This is a genomic window from Mycobacterium asiaticum, from assembly GCF_001668675.1.
Lineage (GTDB): Bacteria > Actinomycetota > Actinomycetes > Mycobacteriales > Mycobacteriaceae > Mycobacterium > Mycobacterium asiaticum_D.
The window spans coordinates 15682-37383 of sequence record NZ_LZKQ01000274.1 but is presented as its reverse complement, the minus strand read 5'-3'; the positions used below and the strand labels follow the sequence as shown (position 1 = coordinate 37383).

General features: G+C 66.7%; 18 protein-coding genes. 10 read left to right on the top strand and 8 right to left on the bottom strand.

Annotated features, from left to right (window positions below; translation table 11 throughout):
* Window positions 1-183 precede the first annotated feature (183 nt).
* The gene (gene ipdF, locus A9X01_RS23020) at window positions 184-972 is read right to left on the bottom strand and encodes a (5R,7aS)-5-hydroxy-7a-methyl-1-oxo-2,3,5,6,7,7a-hexahydro-1H-indene-carboxyl-CoA reductase (RefSeq protein WP_065122942.1); all 789 of its coding nucleotides are present in this window, start codon (window positions 970-972) and stop codon (window positions 184-186) included.
* Window positions 969-2117, bottom strand: coding sequence for an acyl-CoA dehydrogenase IpdE1 (ipdE1, locus tag A9X01_RS23015; protein WP_065122941.1), 1149 nt, complete (start codon window positions 2115-2117; stop codon window positions 969-971). The genes ipdF and ipdE1 overlap by 4 nt, the downstream gene beginning before the upstream one ends.
* 61 nt (window positions 2118-2178) lie before the next feature.
* On the opposite strand from ipdE1, the gene fadD3 reads away from it, so the two are divergent.
* The 8 genes from fadD3 to A9X01_RS22975 all read left to right on the top strand — a co-directional run bounded on the left by fadD3 (window position 2179) and on the right by A9X01_RS22975 (window position 12342).
* Complete coding sequence (gene fadD3, locus A9X01_RS23010; protein ID WP_065122940.1) at window positions 2179-3708, top strand: 3-((3aS,4S,7aS)-7a-methyl-1,5-dioxo-octahydro-1H-inden-4-yl)propanoate--CoA ligase FadD3; 1530 nt, start codon at window positions 2179-2181, stop codon at window positions 3706-3708.
* Between the two features lies 1 nt (window position 3709).
* Window positions 3710-4843, top strand: coding sequence for an acyl-CoA dehydrogenase family protein (locus tag A9X01_RS23005; RefSeq protein WP_065122939.1), 1134 nt, complete (start codon window positions 3710-3712; stop codon window positions 4841-4843).
* Window positions 4843-5778 carry an acyl-CoA dehydrogenase family protein gene (locus A9X01_RS23000; protein ID WP_065122938.1) on the top strand — a complete coding sequence of 312 codons (936 nt, stop codon included), beginning with the start codon at window positions 4843-4845 and terminating at the stop codon, window positions 5776-5778. Before A9X01_RS23005 ends, A9X01_RS23000 begins: the two co-directional genes overlap by 1 nt.
* Window positions 5775-6731 carry an acyl-CoA dehydrogenase IpdE2 gene (gene ipdE2, locus A9X01_RS22995; RefSeq protein WP_065122937.1) on the top strand — a complete coding sequence of 319 codons (957 nt, stop codon included), beginning with the start codon at window positions 5775-5777 and terminating at the stop codon, window positions 6729-6731. The genes A9X01_RS23000 and ipdE2 overlap by 4 nt, the downstream gene beginning before the upstream one ends.
* The gene (locus A9X01_RS22990; protein WP_065122936.1) at window positions 6728-7894 is read left to right on the top strand and encodes a pyridoxal phosphate-dependent aminotransferase; all 1167 of its coding nucleotides are present in this window, start codon (window positions 6728-6730) and stop codon (window positions 7892-7894) included. Before ipdE2 ends, A9X01_RS22990 begins: the two co-directional genes overlap by 4 nt.
* 324 nt (window positions 7895-8218) lie before the next feature.
* The gene (locus A9X01_RS22985; protein ID WP_065122946.1) at window positions 8219-9883 is read left to right on the top strand and encodes a PPE family protein; all 1665 of its coding nucleotides are present in this window, start codon (window positions 8219-8221) and stop codon (window positions 9881-9883) included.
* 40 nt (window positions 9884-9923) lie between these two features.
* Window positions 9924-11114: an MFS transporter gene (locus A9X01_RS22980; RefSeq protein WP_065122935.1), complete on the top strand. Its 1191-nt coding sequence runs from the start codon at window positions 9924-9926 to the stop codon at window positions 11112-11114.
* Window positions 11115-11118: 4 nt separating this feature from the next.
* Window positions 11119-12342, top strand: a complete 1224-nt coding sequence (locus tag A9X01_RS22975; protein ID WP_436405295.1) for an FAD-dependent oxidoreductase — start codon at window positions 11119-11121, stop codon at window positions 12340-12342.
* A 16-nt stretch (window positions 12343-12358) separates the two neighbouring features.
* Here A9X01_RS22975 and A9X01_RS22970 read toward each other — a convergent pair whose 3' ends face one another.
* On the bottom strand, window positions 12359-13207 hold the full coding sequence (locus A9X01_RS22970; RefSeq protein ID WP_065122933.1) for an arylamine N-acetyltransferase family protein: 849 nt from the start codon (window positions 13205-13207) through the stop codon (window positions 12359-12361).
* 183 nt (window positions 13208-13390) lie between these two features.
* Between A9X01_RS22970 and A9X01_RS22965 the strand changes: the two genes are divergently transcribed.
* On the top strand, window positions 13391-16465 hold the full coding sequence (locus tag A9X01_RS22965; protein ID WP_065122932.1) for a serine/threonine-protein kinase: 3075 nt from the start codon (window positions 13391-13393) through the stop codon (window positions 16463-16465).
* 96 nt (window positions 16466-16561) lie between these two features.
* Window positions 16562-17071: a hypothetical protein gene (locus tag A9X01_RS22960; protein WP_065122931.1), complete on the top strand. Its 510-nt coding sequence runs from the start codon at window positions 16562-16564 to the stop codon at window positions 17069-17071.
* Window positions 17072-17095: 24 nt separating this feature from the next.
* Here A9X01_RS22960 and A9X01_RS22955 read toward each other — a convergent pair whose 3' ends face one another.
* From A9X01_RS22955 to A9X01_RS22935, 5 genes are read right to left on the bottom strand one after another with little or no spacing between them, the layout of a single operon-like run.
* Window positions 17096-17920, bottom strand: coding sequence for a CHAD domain-containing protein (locus A9X01_RS22955; protein WP_065122929.1), 825 nt, complete (start codon window positions 17918-17920; stop codon window positions 17096-17098).
* A gap of 37 nt (window positions 17921-17957) precedes the next feature.
* Entirely contained in the window at window positions 17958-18620 is a 663-nt protein-coding gene (locus A9X01_RS22950) for a hypothetical protein (protein ID WP_065122928.1), read from the bottom strand.
* Entirely contained in the window at window positions 18617-19582 is a 966-nt protein-coding gene (locus tag A9X01_RS22945) for an MlaD family protein (RefSeq protein WP_065122927.1), read from the bottom strand. The genes A9X01_RS22950 and A9X01_RS22945 overlap by 4 nt, the downstream gene beginning before the upstream one ends.
* Window positions 19579-20577: an MlaD family protein gene (locus A9X01_RS22940; protein ID WP_065122925.1), complete on the bottom strand. Its 999-nt coding sequence runs from the start codon at window positions 20575-20577 to the stop codon at window positions 19579-19581. The genes A9X01_RS22945 and A9X01_RS22940 overlap by 4 nt, the downstream gene beginning before the upstream one ends.
* Window positions 20574-21701 (bottom strand): MlaD family protein, encoded by a 1128-nt coding sequence (locus tag A9X01_RS22935; RefSeq protein ID WP_065122923.1) that lies wholly within the window; start codon window positions 21699-21701, stop codon window positions 20574-20576. The genes A9X01_RS22940 and A9X01_RS22935 overlap by 4 nt, the downstream gene beginning before the upstream one ends.
* Window position 21702: the final 1 nt, after the last annotated feature.

Sequence of the window (21702 nt, the reverse complement as noted above, 5' to 3'; positions counted from 1 at the left end):
ACTCAGGTGTACTGAACTACGGCACCAGCTTGACGGGCTTGTTCAGCATCGCCCGGCTACTGCAAGAGCTGACCGGATAGTCAGCCCTCGGCTGTTTCCTCGGCTGACCAGTCGCCGAGCGTGAATCCTGCGACGCGACACGCCGATCAACCGTCGCCTAATTCACACTCGGCGACGCCAACCTCAGGGGTGCTGGCTGGAAACCGAGATGACTTCTCCGGTCAGGTAACTCGAGTAGTCGCTGGCCAGGAACGCGATCGTGGCCGCCACCTCCCACGGCTCGGCGGCGCGCCCGAAAGCCTCGCCCGCCGAAAGACGTTCCAGCAGTTCGGGAGAGGACGTCTTGTCCAGGAACTTGTGCCGGGCGATGCTGGGCGAGACGGCGTTGATCCGTACCCCATACTCGGCGGCTTCGATTGCGCTGCAACGGGTTAACGCCATCACCCCGGCCTTCGCCGCGGCGTAGTGTGACTGCGAGTGCTGAGCCCGCCAGCCCAGCACGCTGGCGTTGTTGACGATCACTCCGCCGTGGGAAGCGTCACGGAAGTACCGCAGCGCGGCGCGGGTTGCCCGGAAGACCGACGTCAGCGAGACGTCCAGCACCCGGTCCCACTCCTCGTCGGTCATGTCCGCGACCGGGGTCTGCCCACCCAGTCCGGCATTGTTGACCAGCACATCCAGCCGGCCCAGCCGCGCGGTGGTCGACTGAATTAGGGCATCCACCTGCGCGGTCGACGTCACGTCGCACACCACGCTTTCCACACGGCCCAGCCCCAGCGCGGCAAGCTCCGCGGCCGTTTCTGCCAGCCTCCGTTCGTGGTGATCCGAAACCAGCACATCGGCACCCTCGGCCAGGGCACGGCGGGCGGTTGCCGACCCGATGCCGGTGCCCGCGGCGGCGGTCACCACCACCACCTTGCCTTCCAGAAGACCGTGTCCGGCAATCTCTTTGGGCGCTTCGGACAAGCTCACCCTTTGACCTCCCTCGGCAAACCGAGCACCCGCTCGGCGATGATGTTGCGCTGGATCTCGTTGGATCCGCCGTAAATGGTGTCGGCGCGGGTGAACAGATACAACCGCTGCCATTCGTCGAACTCGCCCTCGTTGAGCAGCAAACCGGGCCGGCCGATCACATCCATGGCCAACTCGCCCAGACTGCGATGCCAGTTCGCCCACAACAGCTTTGAGACGTTGTCCTGGCCGGGCTGTTCGACGTCCATGGTCGCCAAGGCATAGGACCGCATGGCGCGCAGGCCTGTCCAGGCCCGGGTCAGCCGCTCCCGGATGAACGGATCGTCGGCGGCACCGGTGCGCTGCGCGAGCTTGGCCAAGTTGGAAAGCTCACGGGCATAAACGATTTGCTGACCCAGCGTGGACACGCCCCGCTCGAACGTCAACGTCCCCATCGCGACCCGCCAGCCATCACCCGGCTGGCCGACCACCAACGAAGCATCGGTGCGGGCGTCGTCGAAGAACACCTCGTTGAACTCCGCGGTCCCGGTGATCTGCACGATCGGCCGCACCTGAACGCCCGGCTGGTCCAGCGGCACAAGCAGATACGACAGCCCGGCATGGCGCTTGGAACCCTTCTCGGTGCGCGCCACCACGAAACACCACTGCGACAGATGCGCCAATGACGTCCATACCTTCTGACCGTTGATCACCCACTCGTCACCGTCGAGTTCGGCGGTGGTGGCGACGTTGGCCAGGTCGCTGCCGGCGCCGGGCTCCGAATAGCCCTGGCACCACAACTCGGTCACGTCGAGGATGCGCGGCAGGAACCGCTGCTGTTGCTCGGGGGTGCCGAACGCGATCAGGGTCGGTCCGAGCAACTCCTCACCGAAATGATTGACCTTGTCCGGGGCGTCAGCCAGGGCATATTCCTCATAGAACGCCACCCGGTGCGCGACCGAGAGTCCGCGCCCGCCGTGCTCGACCGGCCAACCCAGGCACGTCAACCCCGCAGCCGCCAGATGCTGGTTCCACGCCCGACGTTCTTCGAACGCCTCATGCTCGCGGCCCGGCCCGCCGAGGCCCTTCAACGCTGCGAATTCACCGACCAGATTGTCGGCGAGCCATTCGCGGACCTCGGCCCGGAACTCTTCGACGTCCTGCATAACCTGTAGGCTAACCTACCAAGCACTTGCTTTGTTAGGAGCGTCTGGCCTAGGAGTATCCGTGACTACCGATCCCCGCACCGTGCCTGCGGCGCTGGATCGTCTCGTCGAACACCATCCGGACCATGACGCCCTGATCACCGACGATCGCGCATTCACCACGACCGCCCTGCGCGACGAGGTACACCGCGCCGCCGCCGCACTGGTCGCGCTTGGCGTCGAGCCCAGAGACCGGGTGGCGATCTGGTCACCCAACACCTGGCACTGGGTGGTGGCCTGCCTTGCCATCCATCACGCGGGCGCGGCCATGGTGCCACTGAACACTCGATACACCGCCGCCGAGGCCGGCGACATCGTTGCTCGCACCGAGGCCCCCGTCCTGTTCGCGGCCGGACGCTTCCTGGGGGCCGACCGTACGGCCGACTTGGACCGCTCCGCGCTGCCGGCGCTGCGCCACATCGTGCGGATCCCGATCGAGGAAGATGACGGGACGTGGGATGAGTTCATCGCCCACGGCGACGATCAGGCAGCCCGGCAGACGGCGCAAGAACGCGCCGCCGCGGTTACTCCCGACGACGTCAGCGACATCCTGTTCACGTCGGGCACCACCGGGCGCAGCAAAGGCGTGCTGTGCGCGCACCGGCAGTCGCTGGCAGCCTCGGCGTCATGGGCGGCCAACGGCAAGATCACCAGCGACGACCGCTACCTGTGCATCAACCCGTTCTTCCACAACTTCGGCTACAAGGCGGGCATCCTGGCCTGCCTGCAAACCGGGGCCACCCTGATCCCGCACCTCACGTTCGACCCGCTGCGGGCCCTGCAGGCGATCGAGCAACACCGCATCACCGTCCTGCCCGGTCCGCCCACCATCTATCAAGTGCTGCTGGATCACCCGGCCCGCGGCGACTACGACCTGAGCTCGCTGCGGTTCGCGGTCACCGGCGCGGCCACCGTGCCGGTGGTGCTGGTGGAACGCATGCAGTCCGAACTGGACATCGACATCGTGCTTACCGCCTACGGGTTAACCGAGGCCAACGGGATGGGAACGGCGTGCCGCCCCGAGGACGACGCGGTGACGGTCGCGACCACCTGCGGGCGCCCGTTCGCCGACTTCGAACTGCGCATCGACGACACGGGCGAAGTCCTGCTGCGCGGCCCGAATGTCATGTTGGGCTACCTCGACGACCCCGAAGCAACAGCTGCCGCAATCGATTCGGACGGCTGGCTGCACACCGGTGACATCGGCACGATCGACGCCAACGGGAACCTGCGGATCACCGATCGGCTCAAAGACATGTACATCTGCGGCGGCTTCAACGTCTACCCCGCCGAGATCGAACAGGTATTGACCCGGATGGACGGCATCGCCGACGCCGCAGTGATCGGCGTCCCCGATGAGCGGCTCGGTGAGGTCGGCCGGGCATTCGTGGTCACCCGGCCCGGGGCCGAGATCGACGAGGCATCGGTGATCGCTTACACCCGTGAGCATTTGGCGAACTTCAAGACACCGCGATCGGTGCGATTCGTCGACACGTTGCCGCGCAATGCCGGTGGCAAGGTAGTCAAACCACAACTGCGAGAGTTGGCCTGAGATGGATCTAGCTTTTGACGAGGGGACGCTGGCCTTTCAGGCCGAGGTGCGCGAGTTCCTGGCGGCCAACCGGGACTCTATCCCGACAAAGTCCTACGACAACGCCGAAGGGTTTGCCCAGCACCGTGTTTGGGACAAGGTGCTGTTCGACGCGGGCCTGTCTGTGATCACCTGGCCGCAGAAGTACGGCGGGCGGGACGCACCCCTGCTGCACTGGGTGGTCTACGAGGAGGAGTACTTCCGCGCCGGTGCTCCCGGCCGGGCCAGCGCCAACGGAACATCCATGCTGGCGCCGACCCTCTTCGCACACGGCACCGAGGAACAGCTGGACCGGATCCTGCTGAAAATGGCCAGCGGGGAACAAATCTGGGCCCAGGCCTGGTCGGAGCCGGAATCCGGCAGCGACCTGGCCTCACTGCGCTCCACCGCCACCAAGACCGACGGCGGCTGGCTGCTCAACGGACAGAAGATCTGGAGTTCGCGAGCACCGTTCGCAGACATGGGTTTCGGGCTGTTCCGGTCGGACCCGTCCGCGCAACGCCACAACGGGTTGACGTACTTCATGTTCGACCTCAAAGCCCAGGGCGTCACGGTGCGCCCGATCGTCCAGCTCGGCGGCGACACCGGCTTTGGCGAGATCTTCCTCGACGACGTCTTCGTGGCGGACGAAGACGTGATCGGCACGCCCAACGAGGGCTGGCGCGCGGCGATGAGCACGTCGAGCAACGAGCGGGGCATGTCGCTGCGCAGCCCCGCCCGCTTCCTCGCCGCGGCCGAGCGACTGGTGCAGCTCTGGAAGGACACCGGTTCCCCGCCGGAATTCACCGAGCGGGTCGCCGACGGATGGATCAAGGCGCAGGCGTATCGATTGCAGACGTTCGGTACCGTGACCCGCCTCGCCAACGGCGGCGAGTTGGGCGCGGAATCGTCGGTCACGAAGGTGTTCTGGTCCGACCTGGACGTGCAGTTGCATCAGACGGCGCTGGACCTCCGCGGCGCGGACGGTGAACTGGCCGGGCCGTGGACCGAGGGCCTGCTGTTCGCCCTCGGTGGGCCAATTTACGCCGGCACCAACGAGATCCAGCGCAATATCATTTCCGAACGATTGCTCGGCCTGCCCCGGGAGAAGCGCTGATGGAATTCGCACTCGACGCTCAGCAACGGGACTTCGCCGCCAGCATCGACGCGGCGCTCGGCGCCGCCGACCTGCCCGGCGCCGTGCGGGCCTGGTCCGCTGGAGACGTCGCACCCGGGCTGAAGGTGTGGGAGCAACTGGCCAACCTCGGCGTTACCGCGCTGATCGTGCCGGAAAAGTTCGATGGTCTGGACGCCTCGCCGGTCGACCTGGTGGTTGCCCTCGAGCGTCTCGGTCACTGGTGTCTGCCCGGACCGGTCACCGAATCCATCGCCGTCGCACCACTTCTGCTGGCCGAAGACGACCGCGCGGCCGCGCTGGCGGCCGGTGAACTGATCGTGAGCGTCGCCCTGCCGCCCGAGGTTCCCCGGGCGGTCAATGCGGATACCGCCGGCCTGGTGCTGCTGGCCGGACCGGACGGCGTCAGCGAGGCTCAGGTCGGTGACAATCACGAATCCGTCGACCCCAGCCGCCAGCTCTACGACGTGACGGCGACGGGACAGGCCTGGCAGGCCGACGTGGCGCGGGCCTACGAGTTCGGGGTACTGGCCACGGCGGCGCAATTGGTCGGGGCGGCCGAAGCGCTGCTGGCCGGCAGCGTCGAATACGCCAAACAGCGGTCACAGTTCGGCCGGGTGATCGGGTCGTACCAGGCGATCAAGCACAAGCTCGCCGACGTGCACATCGCGGTCGAGCTGGCCCGCCCGCTGGTCTACGGCGCCGCGGTGACGCTGGAGCCGCGGGACATCAGCGCGGCCAAGGTTGCGGCGGGCGAGGCGAGTCTGTTGGCCGCACGTTCGGCGTTGCAGACACACGGGGCGATCGGTTTCACTCAGGAGCACGACCTGTCGCTGCTGCTGCTGCGGGGACAGGCGCTGCGCACGGCCTGGGGCACCCCCGAGGCACACCGGCGGCGAGTATTGGAGGCGCTATGACGTCCACCGACGAGCGGCAGATGCTGCGGGAGACCGTGGCCGCCCTGGTCGCCAAGCATGCCAATCCGGCGGCGGTGCGGGAAGCGATCGAGTCCGAACGCGGGTACGACGAGGCGCTGTGGCAACTGCTGTGTGAACAGGTCGGTGCAGCCGCACTGGTGGTGCCCGAGGAATTGGGCGGAGCCGGTGGTGAACTCGCCGACGCGGCCGTGGTGCTGCAGGAGTTGGGCCGTGCCCTGGTGCCCTCACCACTACTCGGCACCACACTCACAGAACTCGCCCTGCTGGCCACCGACGAGCCCGACGCCGAGACGCTGGCGGCGCTCGCCGAGGGCGCCTCGATCGGCGCGCTGGTGCTGGATCCCGACTTCGTGGTCAACGGCGCCATCGCCGACGTCGTCGTCGCCACCGCCGAGGGCCAGCTCAGCAGGTGGAACGAGTTCACCGCCGAACCGGTCACCACAATGGACCTGACCCGCCGGCTCGCCCGCTTGCAGCCGCTGCAGACAACCGCCCTCGGCACCGACCCGGGGCTGGCCGACACCGCGGCGATTCTGCTGGCCGCCGAGCAGATCGGCGCCGCGGAACGCTGCCTCGAGCTCACCGTCGACTATGCGAAGAACCGTGTGCAGTTCGGACGCCCGATCGGCAGCTTCCAGGCACTCAAGCACCGGATGGCCGACCTGTACGTCACGGTCGCCGCGGCACGAGCCGTGGTCAACGACGCCTGCGACCAGCCGACGGCCACCAATGCCGCCACCGCACGATTGGCCGCCACCGAGGCTTTGAACGTCGTGACCGCCGAGGGCATTCAGCTGCACGGCGGCATCGCGATCACCTGGGAACACGACATGCATCTGTACTTCAAACGCGCGCACGGCAGTGCGCAGTTGCTCGACCCGCCGCGAGAGGTACTGCGCAGACTGGAATCCGAGGTGCTCGCCACACCGTGACCGACCGTGTCGCCGCCCGGGCCGGCATCCCTCCGTTCTACGTGATGGATGTCTGGCTCGCGGCCGCCGAACGTCAGCGCACGCACGGTGATCTGGTGAACCTGTCCGCTGGGCAGCCGAGCGTGGGTGCGCCGGAGCCCGTCCGCGCGGCCGCGGCGGCCGCACTACATCTCAACCAGTTGGGTTACACCGTAGCCTTGGGCATTCCGGAACTCCGCTCGGCGATCGCCGCGGATTACCAACGCCAGCACGGAATTTCCGTCGAGCCGGACGCCGTGATCATCACCACCGGCTCGTCGGGCGGCTTCCTGCTGGCGTTTCTGGCGTGCTTCGATGTGGGCGACCGGGTGGCAATGGCCAGTCCCGGCTACCCGTGTTATCGAAACATACTGTCCGCGTTGGGATGCGAGGTCGTCGAGATCCCGTGCGGCCCGGAGACCCGGTTTCAGCCCACCGCTGAGATGCTCGTCGAGCTCGACCCGCCCATCCAAGGTGTCGTGGTCGCCAGCCCGGCCAACCCCACCGGAACAGTGATACCGCCCGAGGAGCTGGCGGCGATCGCATCCTGGTGTGACAGCACCGGCGTTCGATTGATCAGCGACGAGGTCTACCACGGCCTGGTTTACGAGGGAGCCCCGCCGACCAGCTGTGCTTGGCAGACGTCGCGAAATGCGGTACTGGTCAACAGCTTTTCGAAATACTTCGCGATGACGGGCTGGCGGCTGGGCTGGCTGGTGGTGCCCACCGAATTGCGGCGCGCGGTCGACTGCCTGACCGGCAACTTCACCATCTGCCCCCCGGTGCTGTCCCAGATCGCCGCGGTCTCGGCGTTCACTCCCGAAGCCATCGCGGAGGCCGAGGCGAACCTGTCGCACTATTCGATCAACCGGCGCAAGCTGCTCGACGGCCTGAGTGGAATGGGCTTGGACCGCCTTGCACCCACCGATGGCGCCTTCTACGTCTACGCCGACGTCTCGGACGTCACCGATGACTCACTGGCATTCTGCTCGAAGCTTTTGGCCGACACGGGGGTTGCCATCGCGCCGGGCATCGATTTCGATCCGGCCCGAGGCGGTTCGTTCGTGCGACTGTCGTTTGCCGGGCCAACGACTGACATCGACGAGGCGTTGCGCCGGATCGGGCCCTGGCTGCCGGGCCGCTAACGAAGTCCACCTGCCGAGGACGGCAACGTCCCAACATCGGCCGCCGTGCGGTGCATCGGCGGCAAACACCGCCACCGCCTACCGTGTTCCTTCCGCCCAGCACAACAACCACTGCTTGGTGTTTGCCGCGACAGGCGTTGCGGCACAACATGAACGAGACCTATTGTTAATGACAATCGTTTTCATTAAGCTTCCGCTCGTCTGCTGACCCGCCACGCCGAGGAGCGTCATGAAGCTGGACGTCAATCCGGAAGCCTCCGCCGAGAGGTGTTGCCGCGCGAAGATCTGGCCGTTCGCAACCGCCGCAGTAATCGGTGCGCCCCGGTGACCGCACCGATATGGATGGCCGCCCCTCCGGAGGTGCATTCAGCACTGCTCAGTGCCGGCCCGGGGCCCGGGCCACTGCTGGAATCCGTTGCGGCCTGGAGTGCGCTCGCTAACGAATATGCCGCGGCCGCAGACGAACTCGTCACCCTGCTGGGTGCCGTCCAAGCTGGTGCCTGGCAAGGACCCAGCGCCGAGGCGTTCGTCGCCGCGCACGGCCCGTATCTGCTGTGGCTGCTGCAGGCCAGCGGTGACTGCGCCGCCACGGCCGCCGAACAGGAGACGGCGGCAGCGGCCTACACCGCCGCCCTGGCGACCATGCCCAGCATGGCCGAACTGGCCGCCAACCACGCCGCCCACGCGGCACTCACGGCCACCAATTTCTTTGGCATCAACACCATTCCGATCGCACTCAACGAAGCCGACTACGTCCGCATGTGGACCCAGGCCGCCACCACAATGGGGGTCTACGAGGCCGTCTCAAGCACGGCCCTCACGGCCTCACCCACGACGGCCCCGCCACCGGCGATAGTCAAGGATGCCGCGCCGGCAGGTCACCCCATGGGGCCGCCGACATTCCCGCCGGCGGACCCCGGCGCCGGACCGTTCTATGCCTTCTTCACCGAACTCGACCAACTGATAGCGACAATCCTGCCGGGAGCCGAAGGCAAGGCATTCGGGAACCTCTTCGCGACATTCACCAGCCCCGCCGGCGTGATGCAGTTCCTCGCCTCGCTGAATGCCGCTCCGGGAACCACTCTGTCGTCTTCATTGGCGAGTCAAATGACGGCCCTGTCTGCGATCGCCGGGATGGAACAGGGACTCGTCGCATCGGCTTCGCCTCAGTCGGTCGCCCTGGTTGCGCTACTCGCGACTTACCTGGTGGGCCTTCACGCGGTAGTCTTCGTCATCCAAGATCTGCACTTCCTGGTCACCCCGTTGACCCAGGCTCTGGTGGGCGCGCTGGTGGTGGTACCCCTGAGTGCGGCCGTCGGTGCGGTGGGCGCCTTGGCGACCGGCGCCACCGGGGGTTTGGCCGGCCTGGCGGGTTTGGCGGGCCTTGCCGCCATCCCGCTGCCCGCACCGGTGCCGATCCCGCCGGCGCTGCCAATTGCGCTCGGTCCCAGCCTCATTCCGGCGCCGGCGCCGGCCGTCGGCGCGGTTTCGGTCATGGCCCCGGCTGCAGTGCCCGGTCCCGTCCCCTCGCCCGTGGTTCCACCGTCACCCGTCCCGCCACCACCGCCGATCGCGGGCTTCGAAGACTTCGGCTACCTCGTCGGCGCACTGAGCGCGGCCTCCAGGCCAGACACCAGCGCCAAAAAGAAGGCACAAGAGAATGCGCCGGTCTTCGACGATGCCACCGCCCCAGGTGCCGTGACCGCGGAGCAGGCCCGGCCGCAGGGGCGCCGGAGCGCGAAGAAGGAGATGCTCGGCAGGGGCTTCGAGTACGTGGACCTGGACGACGACATCGCTGGGGCGCTCGGCGACCGACCGGACGAGCGACTGGTCACCACAGTAAGGTTCGCGGGCGCTGGGACCATGAGCCGTACCAAGGCCACGGGGTTGATCACGTTGCCCAACGGGACATTCGGCGGCAAAGCTGGTGTGCCGGTGATGCCGAGCGATTGGGCCTGCGAGCGGGACGAAGCGACCGATCCCCGGTGAGACGACACGCAGCGCACCCGTACCCAACGTGTTTCGTGTCATGACGCGGGCAACTGTGGCGAACCGGATGCGGTCGCCGGTGCCGCTTGCGGCAGCCGCGGTGTTCGCCGACTACACGAGTTTGATGATGGTGGTGCCGTTGCTGCCGTTGTGGAGTCGGCACCTCGGCGCAACGCCCTTGCTGCTGGGGGCGCTGCTGACCGCGTACGCCGCGGCCCAACTCGCGTCCACGCCGGTGCTGGGAGCGCTCTCGGATCGCCACGGCCGCAAGCCGATCGTGATCGCCTCGTTGGCCCTGTCGGCGTCATCCTTTGCGCTGATCGCCGTAGCCGGCTCGCTGGCCATGCTGTTCGTGGCCCGCATCGTGGGCGGGTTCGGCGCTTCGGTCGTCGGCACCGCCCACGCGATCGTCTGCGACCACGTCCCCGCACCCCGGCAGGCACGGGCGATGGGCTGTTTAGGAGCCGCTATCGGCGCCGCCCACGCGGTGGGCCCGGCACTGGGCGGTGCGTTGACCCAACTCGGACCCAGCGTCCCGATGTGGGTGGCCGCCGTGCTGGGCGTCGTCAACACAGTCATGACTTGGGCGTTGTTACCGGAAACTCGACGCGAAACCACGCCCGATGCAGCTTGTGAGCCAGCGCCGAGGTGGCGCAAACTTCTGCGCGACAACCGGTTACGTCATCTGGCCGCTACTGCGCTGCTCTTCGGCTGCGCGATAGCAACGCTGGAGACGGTGCTGGCGCTGTACATCCACACCGCACTGGGCTGGGGACAATCACCCATCGCATGGCTGAGGGCCTACCAAGGCACGGTCGTCATGGTCATTCAGTTGTGTATCGTCGGGCGCTGCGCTGCCCGCTACGGGGAGCGGCGGGTGGCCCTGGGTGCACTGTCGGTCGTAGGTGCGGGACTGGTGGTGCTAGGCCTCAGCACGACGGCGGTGCCCGTCCTCTTCGCCGTCGGCTTGATCGGAATCGGCACCGGGCTGGTCTCTCCGTTGCTGGCTACGCTGTTCTCCTTCGCAAGTCCCGCGTCGAGTCGCGGTGCGGTGCTGGGGTTCGCGCATGGACTCACCGTCGTAGCGCACTTGATCGTCCCTTTGACGGCCACCGCGGCGTTCACCTGGTCGATCGGAACGCCGTTCCTCCTGGCAGGGCTGTCCTGCGTCCTCGGCACGTGTCTACTGACCCGCACAATCCAGTTTCCCCGAACAGCGCTGAGCGAATGAAGGTGTGATCAAGATGAATTCTGCAGATTCGGCCACGTGTGTGATCGCCGGGGGCGGCCCAGCCGGAATGGTGTTGGGGTTGTTGCTTGCTCGCGCGGGAGTAACGGTGACGGTGATGGAGAAGCACGCCGACTTCATGCGTGATTTCCGCGGCGATACCGTGCATGCCAGTACTCGTAGGCTGTTGGACGACCTCGGACTGGCCGAGCAGTTCGCGCAAATCCCGCAGCAGCACATGGATCGCGTCAGCGGACCGCACCGGGATGGCTCGAATGGTCTGACCTTGCGCGCTTTTCGGGCGCCGGGCAAGGCCGCTGCGATGGTGCCGCAGTGGGACTTTCTGGAATTGCTGGCCACCGCGGGCAAGGCCGAGCCGACATTCCGGTTGTGGCGCAGCACGCAGGTTGTCGGCCCAGTGCGACGGGCGGGGCGGGTGGTCGGCGTGCGCTATCGGGATCCGGACGGAGCAATACGGGAATTACACGCGGATCTGACCGTGGCCTGCGACGGTCGAGGGTCCACGCTGCGTCAAAGCGTGGGCCTGCGCCCGCGCGAATTCCCCGTATCGACCGACGTGTGGTGGTTCCGGTTGCCGCGCTACGCAACCGATGCACCCGAATTGGCGGGCGTCGCACACATCGGCCACCGCTGCACGACCCTCAACAGGGGCGACTATTACCAAATAGGATTCCGGATCCCCACGGGGCAGGACGCGGTCATGCGAGCGCGGGGTATCGAAGCGCTCCGCCGCGACATGGCGGCGCTGGTGCCCAGCCTGGCCGACCGGGTCGACGCTCTCGAATCCCTCGAGGATGTGAAACACCTTGACGTGCGGGTGAATCGGCTCCGCCGCTGGTACGCCGACGGCATCCTGTTCATCGGCGACGCCGCGCACGCCATGTCGCCCGCCGGCGGCATCGGAATCAACCTGGCGATTTGCGACGCGGTGGCCACCGCCCGGATCGTGGCCGGCCCGTTGCGCGCCGGAACCCTGTCCACCCGGCACCTGGCCCGCGTACAGATCCGTCGCTCAATCCCCGCGGTCATGATCCAAGCCGTGCAACGGATGATGCACGCACGCACGGCCGCATTGTTGAGCTCTGAAGAGCACCGGCCACCCTGGCCGGTGCGAGCCTTGGCCCGAACACAACTGCTGCGCTTGGCTTTTCGTTATGCCATCGCCAACGGGGTCTGGCCGGAACGGACACCTGACTTCGCGCGCCGCTGAAACCTGTTCGCAGCTTTCAGTTTTGAGCGATTTGCTGAGCGTCCAGAGCCTGCTCGATTCGTGATTCGAGCACATGCCGGTCACCGACCTCGGCTACGTTGATGCCGAACTTATCGCTCAACGTCTCCAGCACCGCGGCGGCGTCGTCAAGCACGATCTTCTCGCTGCCTCCGGCGCGGTGGATGGCGAGATTGCCGCCGGACAGGTTCAGCCGGGCGTCGTCGGTAACCGCCGCCACCATCAGGCCGGTGACGAAGTGCGAATCGGGATGGGTCGAGACGTACCAGCTCCCGACGGTCAGATCGATCTGTGGCCGGGTCTGGGTACTGAACTCGTACAGCGCCTGCCATTCATCGCGCACCTGGGCTTGCAGCACCAGCCCGTCGCCGCGGTCTTCGAGGCGGTACGGCTCGTGCGTGGTCTGTTGCACGCCGCCGGTCTGCAGGCGCAACGGCGAGGTCGGTGTCTGCCCACCGAAACCCACGTCAACGAGGTACGGCCCCACGCAGCCGGGAAACGTCACCGCCAGCACGGTGTGGGTCTGGGCCGGCAGCGGTGCGTCCGGCGGCCGCATCCACACCACCCGGCCGGCGAGGCGGCGCACCCGATACCCGAGTTGGGCCAGCACGTAGCCCATCAGCCCGTTCTGCTCATAGCAGTAACCACCCCGGCGGCGGCGAACAAGCTTGTCGAACAACGCTTCTGGACCGAGATCAGCGACGGGAACCCCGGTGAACGGGTCGAGGTTCTCGAACGGAATGGCGCGGGTATGCGCGGTCACCAGACCTTGCAGGACATCGAGAGTCGGTTCACTTGCCCCGCCATAGCCGACGCGATCGAAGTATGCGGTCAGATCCAATGCCATGACAGCCATTCTCCGGCCAGGCATCGCCGCCGCGGCGCATACCCCTTCCGGCTTTGCCTGGCTGGCGTTTACCCCAGAAGACTCGCCGAAACGATCGTTGCCAGAACGGTTCCTAGCGGAGGTGAGGTTCGCTACTGTTGAGTCCGCGAACAACCAGATTCCGCGGAGGGAAGCGCCGACGACATGCCTGAAGGACCTTCAGCGGAGGGGGCGGCACCGAGCGCGATCATCACGGAATTGGCCGCCGCCGGCTTCGAGGACGCCCGCCAGGTTGGGCGCGGCGGGGCAGGGGTGATTTACCGCTGCTACGAGACGTCGCTGGGGCGAAGCGTCGCCGTGAAGGTGCTGCCGTCCCACCTCGACGAGGAGGACAGTCGGGAACGCTTCCTGCGCGAGGGCTACGCGATGGGCGGGCTGTCCGGCCATCCCAACATCGTGCACATCCTGCGCGTCGGAATGACGACCAGCAATCGGCCCTACATCGTCATGCCCTACCACGCCGCGGACTCCCTGGCTGTTCGGCTACGGCACGAGGGGCCCATCCCCTGGCCTGAGGCGCTGCGGATCGGCGTGAAGTTGTGCGGAGCGCTCGAGACCGCGCATCGCAACGGCACCCTGCACCGCGACATCAAGCCGGCGAATGTGCTGATCAACGACTACGGGGAGCCGCAGCTCAGCGACTTCGGGATCGCGCACATCGAAGGTGGTTACGAAACGGCGACCGGCTTCTTCTCCGGCACCATCGACTACACAGCGCCCGAAGTGATGACCGGTAACCCCGCGACGGTGGCGGCGGACATCTACTCGCTGGGCGCGACGATTTATGCGCTGATCGCCGGCAACGCCGCCCATGAGCGCCGGAAGGGTGAGGACCTGATCGCGCAGTACCTGCGGATCAGTTCCACCGGGATCCCGGATATGCGGCCGGAGGGCATCCCGGACTCGGTGTGCTCGGCGATCGAGCGGGCCATGTCGATCGACTCAACCCAACGCCCGTCCACGGCGGAGGAGTTCGGGCACGACCTGCAGGCCGCGCAGCGGGCCAACGGCCTCAAGCCCGATGCCATGGCGATCACCCGGGTCGGTGACACCGGGCGCACCGCGATCCTGGCTCCGGGCGCCCCGGGCGGCCCACCCAGTGCGGCCGGCGATAGCCGCCAGCCGCGGCCCCCCGGCCCGCCGACCGACAACCGCACTTCCCCGATCACGCCACCCATCAGTCCGCCGCCAGCTCCCCGCGGCGACTCGACACCAGGCGACTTCGCCGAGGCGACCAACATCCTGCGTAGCATGCAGGCACACACCGAGCCGCAGGTCGCCAAGGCACCGCCGCCGGCTTCCCCAGGCAAACCCACGGGCCCGAAGGCGCTCCTCGGTCGGTCCGCGACCAAGAAGAACCGGCTGATAATCGCCGGGGCGATCGCGGTGGTGCTCTGTTTGGTCATTGGCGGCGTGGTCATCGCGATGTCCCAGGACGACAACAAGCACAACCAAGCGACGAGCCAGCCGCGGACCCAGGCGCCCGTCCAGTGGAAACCGATCACCAATGCGCGCACCGCGCGCGACGCGACGGCGACGACCCAATCCGACGGCACCATCTGGATTTTCGGCGGCATCGGCAGCGACGGATCGGTGACCGCGCGCCATGAGGGTTACGACCCCGCCATCGACGAATGGAAAGGCGGCGACGACCTTCCCGTCCCGGTGCAGCGCGCCGCAGCGGTGACCTGGCAGGGCAACCCGGTCGTCCTGGGCGGCTGGAAGACAACCGGGACGAAACCTGCTGCAACCGACCAGGTTTGGCGAGTGGTCAACAGTCATTGGGTCGAGCTGCCGCGCCTGCTGCAGCCCCGGGCGGCGGCCGCCGCGGCTGTGGTCGGTGACCGCATCATCGTCACCGGTGGTGTGGACGCCGACGGTGCCCTGCTGAACACCACGGAGATCTTCGACGGCAACACCTGGACCCTCGGAGCGCCTATCCCGACGCCACGGCAGTTGCTGGCTGCGGCCACCGACGGCAAATTGGTGTACGCCGTAGGCGGAGCCAGTGGCAGCACGGACTCCGCCGCGGTCGAGGCGTACGACCCCGCCGCCAAGTCCTGGAGCACGTTGCCACCGTTGCAGCGGCCGCGCAGCGATCTCGGTGTGGCGATCGCCGATGGACGTCTGGTCGCGGTCGGTGGTTTGTCCGGTGGTGAAACCCTCAAGAGTGTGTCGGTGTTCGACTTGACGGCCAAAGTGTGGGACGCGCTGCCGGACATGTCCACGGCGCGGCACGGGATGGCGGTCGCCGCGGTGGAGAAGACCGTGTATGCGATCGGTGGGTCGACGGGTCCCGCGGATCAGCGAGTGGTGTCCTCGGCGGAGGCGCTCACCCTGCCCGCGCGCAAGATTCAGCCGGCGTCACAATGGCGCAGCCTGCCTGACGCGAAGACGCCGCGGCTGATGATGGCGTGGACGGTGCTGAACGACAAGATCTGGGTGATCAGCGGTCTGCTGAACGGCACCGTGCTGAACACCGTCGAGAGCTACGACCCGCGGTCCGGGACCTGGGAGACCGGTCCGCCGTTACCTATGGCGCTACACCACGCCGCGGCCGCCACCTATCGCGGCGAAGTGGTGGTGCTCGGCGGCGCGACCGAGAACATCGCCGACGCCTCCAACAAGGTGTTCGCGTTGCGGGGCAACAACTGGGTTGAGCTGCCGCCCCTCACCCACCCCCGCGCCGCACCGGGCGCCGCGGTGGTCGGTGACAAGCTGGTGGTCGTAGGGGGCCAGAACGCCAAGCAAGTGGTGCCGCAGACCGAGGTCTTCGACGGCACCTCCTGGAAAGACTCCGCCGACATGCCGACCCCGCGCGAACACCTGGCCGCCGTATCGGACGGGACCTACGTTTACGTGGTGGGCGGCCGCTTCCTGTCGGCCGACAAGAACTCGGCGGCCTTCGAGCGATATGACCCGGCGTCCGGCACCTGGACCAAGCTGGTCGACATGCCCACCCCTCGCGGCAGCTACGGTGCCACCTACATCGACGGCCGCGTCGTGGCCGTCGGCGGGGAAGAACCGACCCGGGTCCTGGCTGTGGTGGAGTCTTATGACATCGCCGACGGCAAGTGGTCGACCCTCACCCCCATGCCGACCGCGCGGCACGGCGAAGCGGTCGCGACGGTGGGCCGGACGATCTATGTGATCGGCGGCGCCAACCGTCCTTCGCACGAGGGCGGGACGGCGACGGTTGAGGCGCTCGATTTCAGCTAGCGGTCTCAGATCGCTTGTTTTATCTCTGTACAAGATGGGGATTCGGTAGAGACGGCTGCCGCACAACCGCACACCGATCTATCGATGGAGCTCATTATGAGTACCAGCAATATCGTCTGGATTGTGATTGCCGCCCTGGTGGTCATCGCGCTGATTGCCGCACTGGTCGTCGTCTCGAACAGGGCCAAGCGGCGTCGCCAGCTGGAGCAAGCCGAACAGATCCGCGAGCAGGCCCGGGTGGACACCGCCCGAGTGGAACGCCGCGAGGCGCTCGCCCAGGAAACCGCCGCCAAAGCGCGTGCCGCGCAAGCCGAAGCCGAGGCCAAGGCGGCCGAAGCCGCCCGGCTGCAGGAACGCGCCGCCGCCCACCAGAACGAGGTGGCGACATCGCGCGAGCAGCTCGACGAGCAGCTAAAGCGCGCCGACTCCATTGATCCGACGGTTCGCAGGGACAAGGCCGACCGCGCCGACCAGGCCGGCCAGGCCCGCCAGGACGACACGCCGACCGAGGACACGGCGTGGAGCCAGGAGTTCACCAACCCCTCTTACCAGGACGGCTCCCGGCGCGACGCCGAGCACTACCGCGGCGCGAACACGACTCCTTAGTCAAAGTCATAGTCAAATCCATAGTCAAAGCCGGCGCACCGCTTCCCGGCTGCGCGTTGCGATTTGACGTTCCCCCGCATACAGCAGCCCGTAGGTGAACCCGTTCTCGCCGGGAGTGGTACCGGCTGCGATCGCCAAGCGCCGCAGTGTCGCGGTAGCCACCTCGGCATCCTGGTGGTCACCCAATACCCGTTGAATGTGCTTGTACCGCTTGACGACCCGCTTGGCATCCCTGTCGATCGGGCGGCACAGTTCGGCGGCGTACCGCGCACGCTTGGCGGCCTTGCGTGCGCGGTGCAGCATCTCCCCGGACCCGTCGTCGAGGGCTTCGGCCAGGCGCTTGTCGGCTTTGTGCCGCGCGCGATCGGTTCGCCTGCGCAGTTGCCCGCGGGTGAGCCCGGCAGCAATGGGCGGGTCGGCGCGCCAGTCGCGTAGCACAGCGGTCAGAGCGAGGTAGCGTTCGGACTCCATCGCCTCGGCGACACGGGCGCGGGCCGGCAACTCAATTGCCTTCAGCTCGTTGCGAATTCGCGACCGCACCGGGCCCAGGACCAGGGTGTCGGGCAGCTCGTCAAGCGCATCGGAGAAGCGGCGTGATTGGACGTGGCAATCGCGGACCTCGCCGAGCAGGCCGGCGAACCACTTGAGTTCATCGTCCATGTCACCGACCGCCGAACCGTCAAGCACCTTGCGGAACACCCGCAGCGTGCTGCGCAGCCGTCGGATCGCCACCCGAGTGTCGTGGATCGGATCGTCTCCACGGCGCAGCCCGGCATCCCCGTCCGTGATCTCGTCGAGTTGGGTGTTCAGGTAATCGGTGAGTGCCTCGACGGCCCGAGTGTCCGGCATACGGCACCGCATTTCCGCACAATGCGGTCGCCAAACCTCATCGGCCCGGGACGGGACCGGGGTCCGGTGGTGACATCCGGTCTGCGTTGGCGTGGCTGCCCGCCTTGGGTCCGATGTCGGACACCTGCCACTTGTCGCCGGCCTTATTGACGGTGACCTGCAACAAGATCAGCGACACCCGTGACTTCGGGTTTTGCAGATTGCGGGTGGTCTGCGCGGCCGATACCACCACTTGGTAAACCTGCCCCGGCTGCGCTACCGCGTCAGTGGCCAGTACCTCACCGGATGAGGTGACCTGCGCCTGCGTCATGATGCCTTTGAGCAGTTCGGTCGCGTTGACGTACTTGTCCTTGAGCGTCTGCGAGACGCCATCCTCCACCGCACGGAAGAACGCGTCGGGGTCCTCGAAGCTATAGGTGAGCGATTTCAGCGCGTAGTCCCTCGCGAGCTGGGACGCGGCTTGGCGATCTGCTTCGCTCTGCCGCAGCGCCGTCAGCTCCCGGGAGACGTTGCGGTACTTGTCGAATCCGAACCATCCGGCCGCGAGCAGTGCCAGAACCAGCAGGACCCACACCCCACGCCGACGGCGCGGAGCGCGCTGCCGGTCAACAGGGGGAGTCTCGGTGACGCCGTTCTCGGTGACGTCTTCAGTCTCGGTGACGTCTTCGACGGTCTCCTCGATCAGGGTGTCATTGCTCATGGTTGTCCTCTCGGTACGGTGACGTGCACGCGAACGCCGCCTGCGTCGTTGAACGTCGACTCCCACAAGTCGACGAAGTGTCCTGCGTCCACTTTGAATTCGCGCAGTGGTGCGGTGGCCGGTTCCAGCGCCGCGGCGAAGGTACTCAGCGGTCCGGACAGCATGTCGAGGTACCGCTGGAGGTTGGACACCAGGGTGGGGACCGGGGCGCCTGGGGCGAAGACGCCGTCACCAGTGTGCGCATATTCGTCGACCCTGCGGGTCAGGTCTGCCAATGCCGACACCGAACTGGGCAGCGCCGCTCCGGTTTTGGTGAGTACAGCCCCGACGTCCTCGTTGCTGATGTCGGTGGTCAGCACCGCGACGTTGCCGAACAGTGTGGCCAGCAGCAGTTTGTCGTCCCGCTCCATGTTCGCGGCCAGCCGTGCAGTGGTCGCCAGCGAGTCCAGGGCGGCGTCGTTTCCTGCGAAAGCGTGGGAGATGCTGCCGACGATGTTGTTGACGTAGGTCGGGTTGAGTACCGAAAGCAGCGCATTGGCCTTGTTGAGCAGGTCGCTGACGGTGACGGCGGCGGCGACCCGCTCCGCCGGGATAACGGTGTTGTCGGTGAAATACGGCGGTGCGACACGATTCGGCGTGAAGTCGATGTACTGCTCACCGACCAGGGACAGATTCTGGATGCTGATGGCGCTGTCGACCGGGACCGGATGTTGCCGTTCGATATCGAGCGCAACCCGCAAACCGGTAGCGGTGGTTTGGATTCCGGATACCTTGCCGATGCGGATCCCCCGCATCGTCACCTGCGACGTGGGCATCAATCCACCGGAGTTGTCCAGCAGCAGGGTGAGCCGGGTGTTCTGGCCGGTCGGTTCGACGTCGAGCACACCGAACGTCAAGTAGGTAGCACCGAGCAATGTCACCACCGCCAGGATGCCCGAGGTGATCGTCGCGTTGAACCTCATGGCAGCATCCCCATCGTTCGCAGCACCGAGATCGCTTCATCCGCGCGCGTTCCGGGGTCGGTGGTGACGCTCACTTTGGGACTGCCGTTGCTGTAGAACGGGATCAACTTATCCCGCATCAGTGCGACGAACTTCTCGGCGACGGCCGGGAAGGTGGTGTCCGCCGAGGCGATGGTCCGCACCGTCGGGGTGATGTAGGACAGCATCCGCAGCAAATCCGGCGTATTGGGGACCAGCAGTTGGCCACCATACCGGCCGAGATCCTGTGCGCAGACAAGCAACTGAATGATGCCTGGTAGCACGGCGGCCATGCCGTGCAGTCTTGCGGGCCCCTCGTTGACCAGCCGGTCGAACGCCCACGTATCGGCGAGCAGGCCGTCGCTCACAGTTGCGGTGCTGCTGAGGATCTCGTCGATCACATCTTCGTTCGCCGCCAGGTCGTGCAGCATGCCGGCCAGCTTCTGCCGCATCCGGTCCAGCTCGGCCGGGTCCTTGGAGAACGCATGGTTGAAGTTGACGACCGACTCTTGCAGGGTATTCAGCGAGCCACCGGATACCAGGGTCGACACCGAGCGCAGGATGTCCTCGACGTTGTCTGCCGGAACGGTGTTGCGCAGCGGAATGGTGTCGCCGTTACGCAACCATGACGGCGCCGGGCTCTCCGAAGGCAGCAACGCGATGTAGATGTCGCCCAGCACCGTTGCCTGGCGCAACTCGGCGCGGATGTCACGCGGCAGCTTGACGTCGACGTCGACGTCGACGTGGGCGACCGCCGTGTTGCCGACCAATTGGACCCGCTCCAAGACGCCCACCTGCACTCCACCCAGGTCGACCTTGGCCCGGGCCGGCAGATTCAGCACGCTGGAGAACTCGATCTTGATGGAGTACTTGTCGATTGGCGTATACGCGCCGGGTACCGGGAGCCGGGTCGGGTCCAGCGCACAACCGGACAGCAGCCCGATCAGCATCAGGGCAGGCAGAAAGCGCCGGATCATGACACCGCCGCCCCCAGCAGGAGATCGGTCAGGCCGAGCGAGACCGCGTCCGGGGACCTGCCCGGTGCGCACGCCGCCTCGGCACCGGTGATGTTGCGCTGCCGCAACGCATCACAGGCCGCACGGGCCTGAGTCGGTGATATCGACACCTGCGGCGGAAGATAGGTGACGTTGTGGGTGCCCCAGGCCGGTTGGTACTGCGAAGCGATCCAGTTGGTCACGGGCGGTAACGCGTTGATGAATCCGACGATCTGCGGTGTGAAAGCGGTGAGGACGTCCCGCAGCCACGGGATCAGCTTGTCGCCGATGTTGTTGTACGCCCGGGGTCCGAACCTGTTCAACGCATCGACCAGGAGCGGCAGCGAGTGCGCCAGGTGACCCAGTGCTGACCCGAAGCCGGTCGACAGTCCCTCGATCATCCGCAGGCTCTCGGGCAGCGTCTGGATCACGGTGCTGAACGTGTCCCAGTGCTGCAGCAAATCGGACGTGAGCACTTCGCTGTTCGCCAGCAGCCGACGGGATTCGGCGTCGGCATTATTGGGATCGCCGACGAGGGCCACCAGGTTCCGCAGCGTCTCACCGAGTTGTGGGCCGGTGCCCTCCAGCGAGCGGCTCAACGCGGCCAGACTTTCGTTGATCGCCTGAGCCCCGGGCGCCTTCATCGGGTCCTGGCCCTCGCCTGAACCCAGGATGGTGCCGGCGAGTTTGTCGACGGCAGAAAAGGTTTGACTGACGCTGATCGGGGTCCTGGTCGACTCGAGCTTGATACACTGCGCGCCAGTCAGTTTCGGGCCTGCGGCATACGGCTTGGTGAGTTCGACATGCCGGTCGGCGACGACCGACTGAGAATAGCTCAGCGCCCCCACATCGGCCGGCAACTCAAGGTCGTTCGGCACGGTGAAGTCGACCCGCACGTGGTCGGCCTCGTTGGTGATCGCGGTGACGGCACCCACATCGATGCCCAGCAACTGCACCTTGTTGCCCGGGTACAGGCCGACGGCGTCTCGGAACTCCGCGCACAGTGCCCTGTTGGCGCCGAAGTCGGGTGCCATCAGCTTGGCTCCCGTCACCACCGTGGCAACCACGCTCGCCGCGGATACGGCTATCAGTACCGGTCTCTTCATT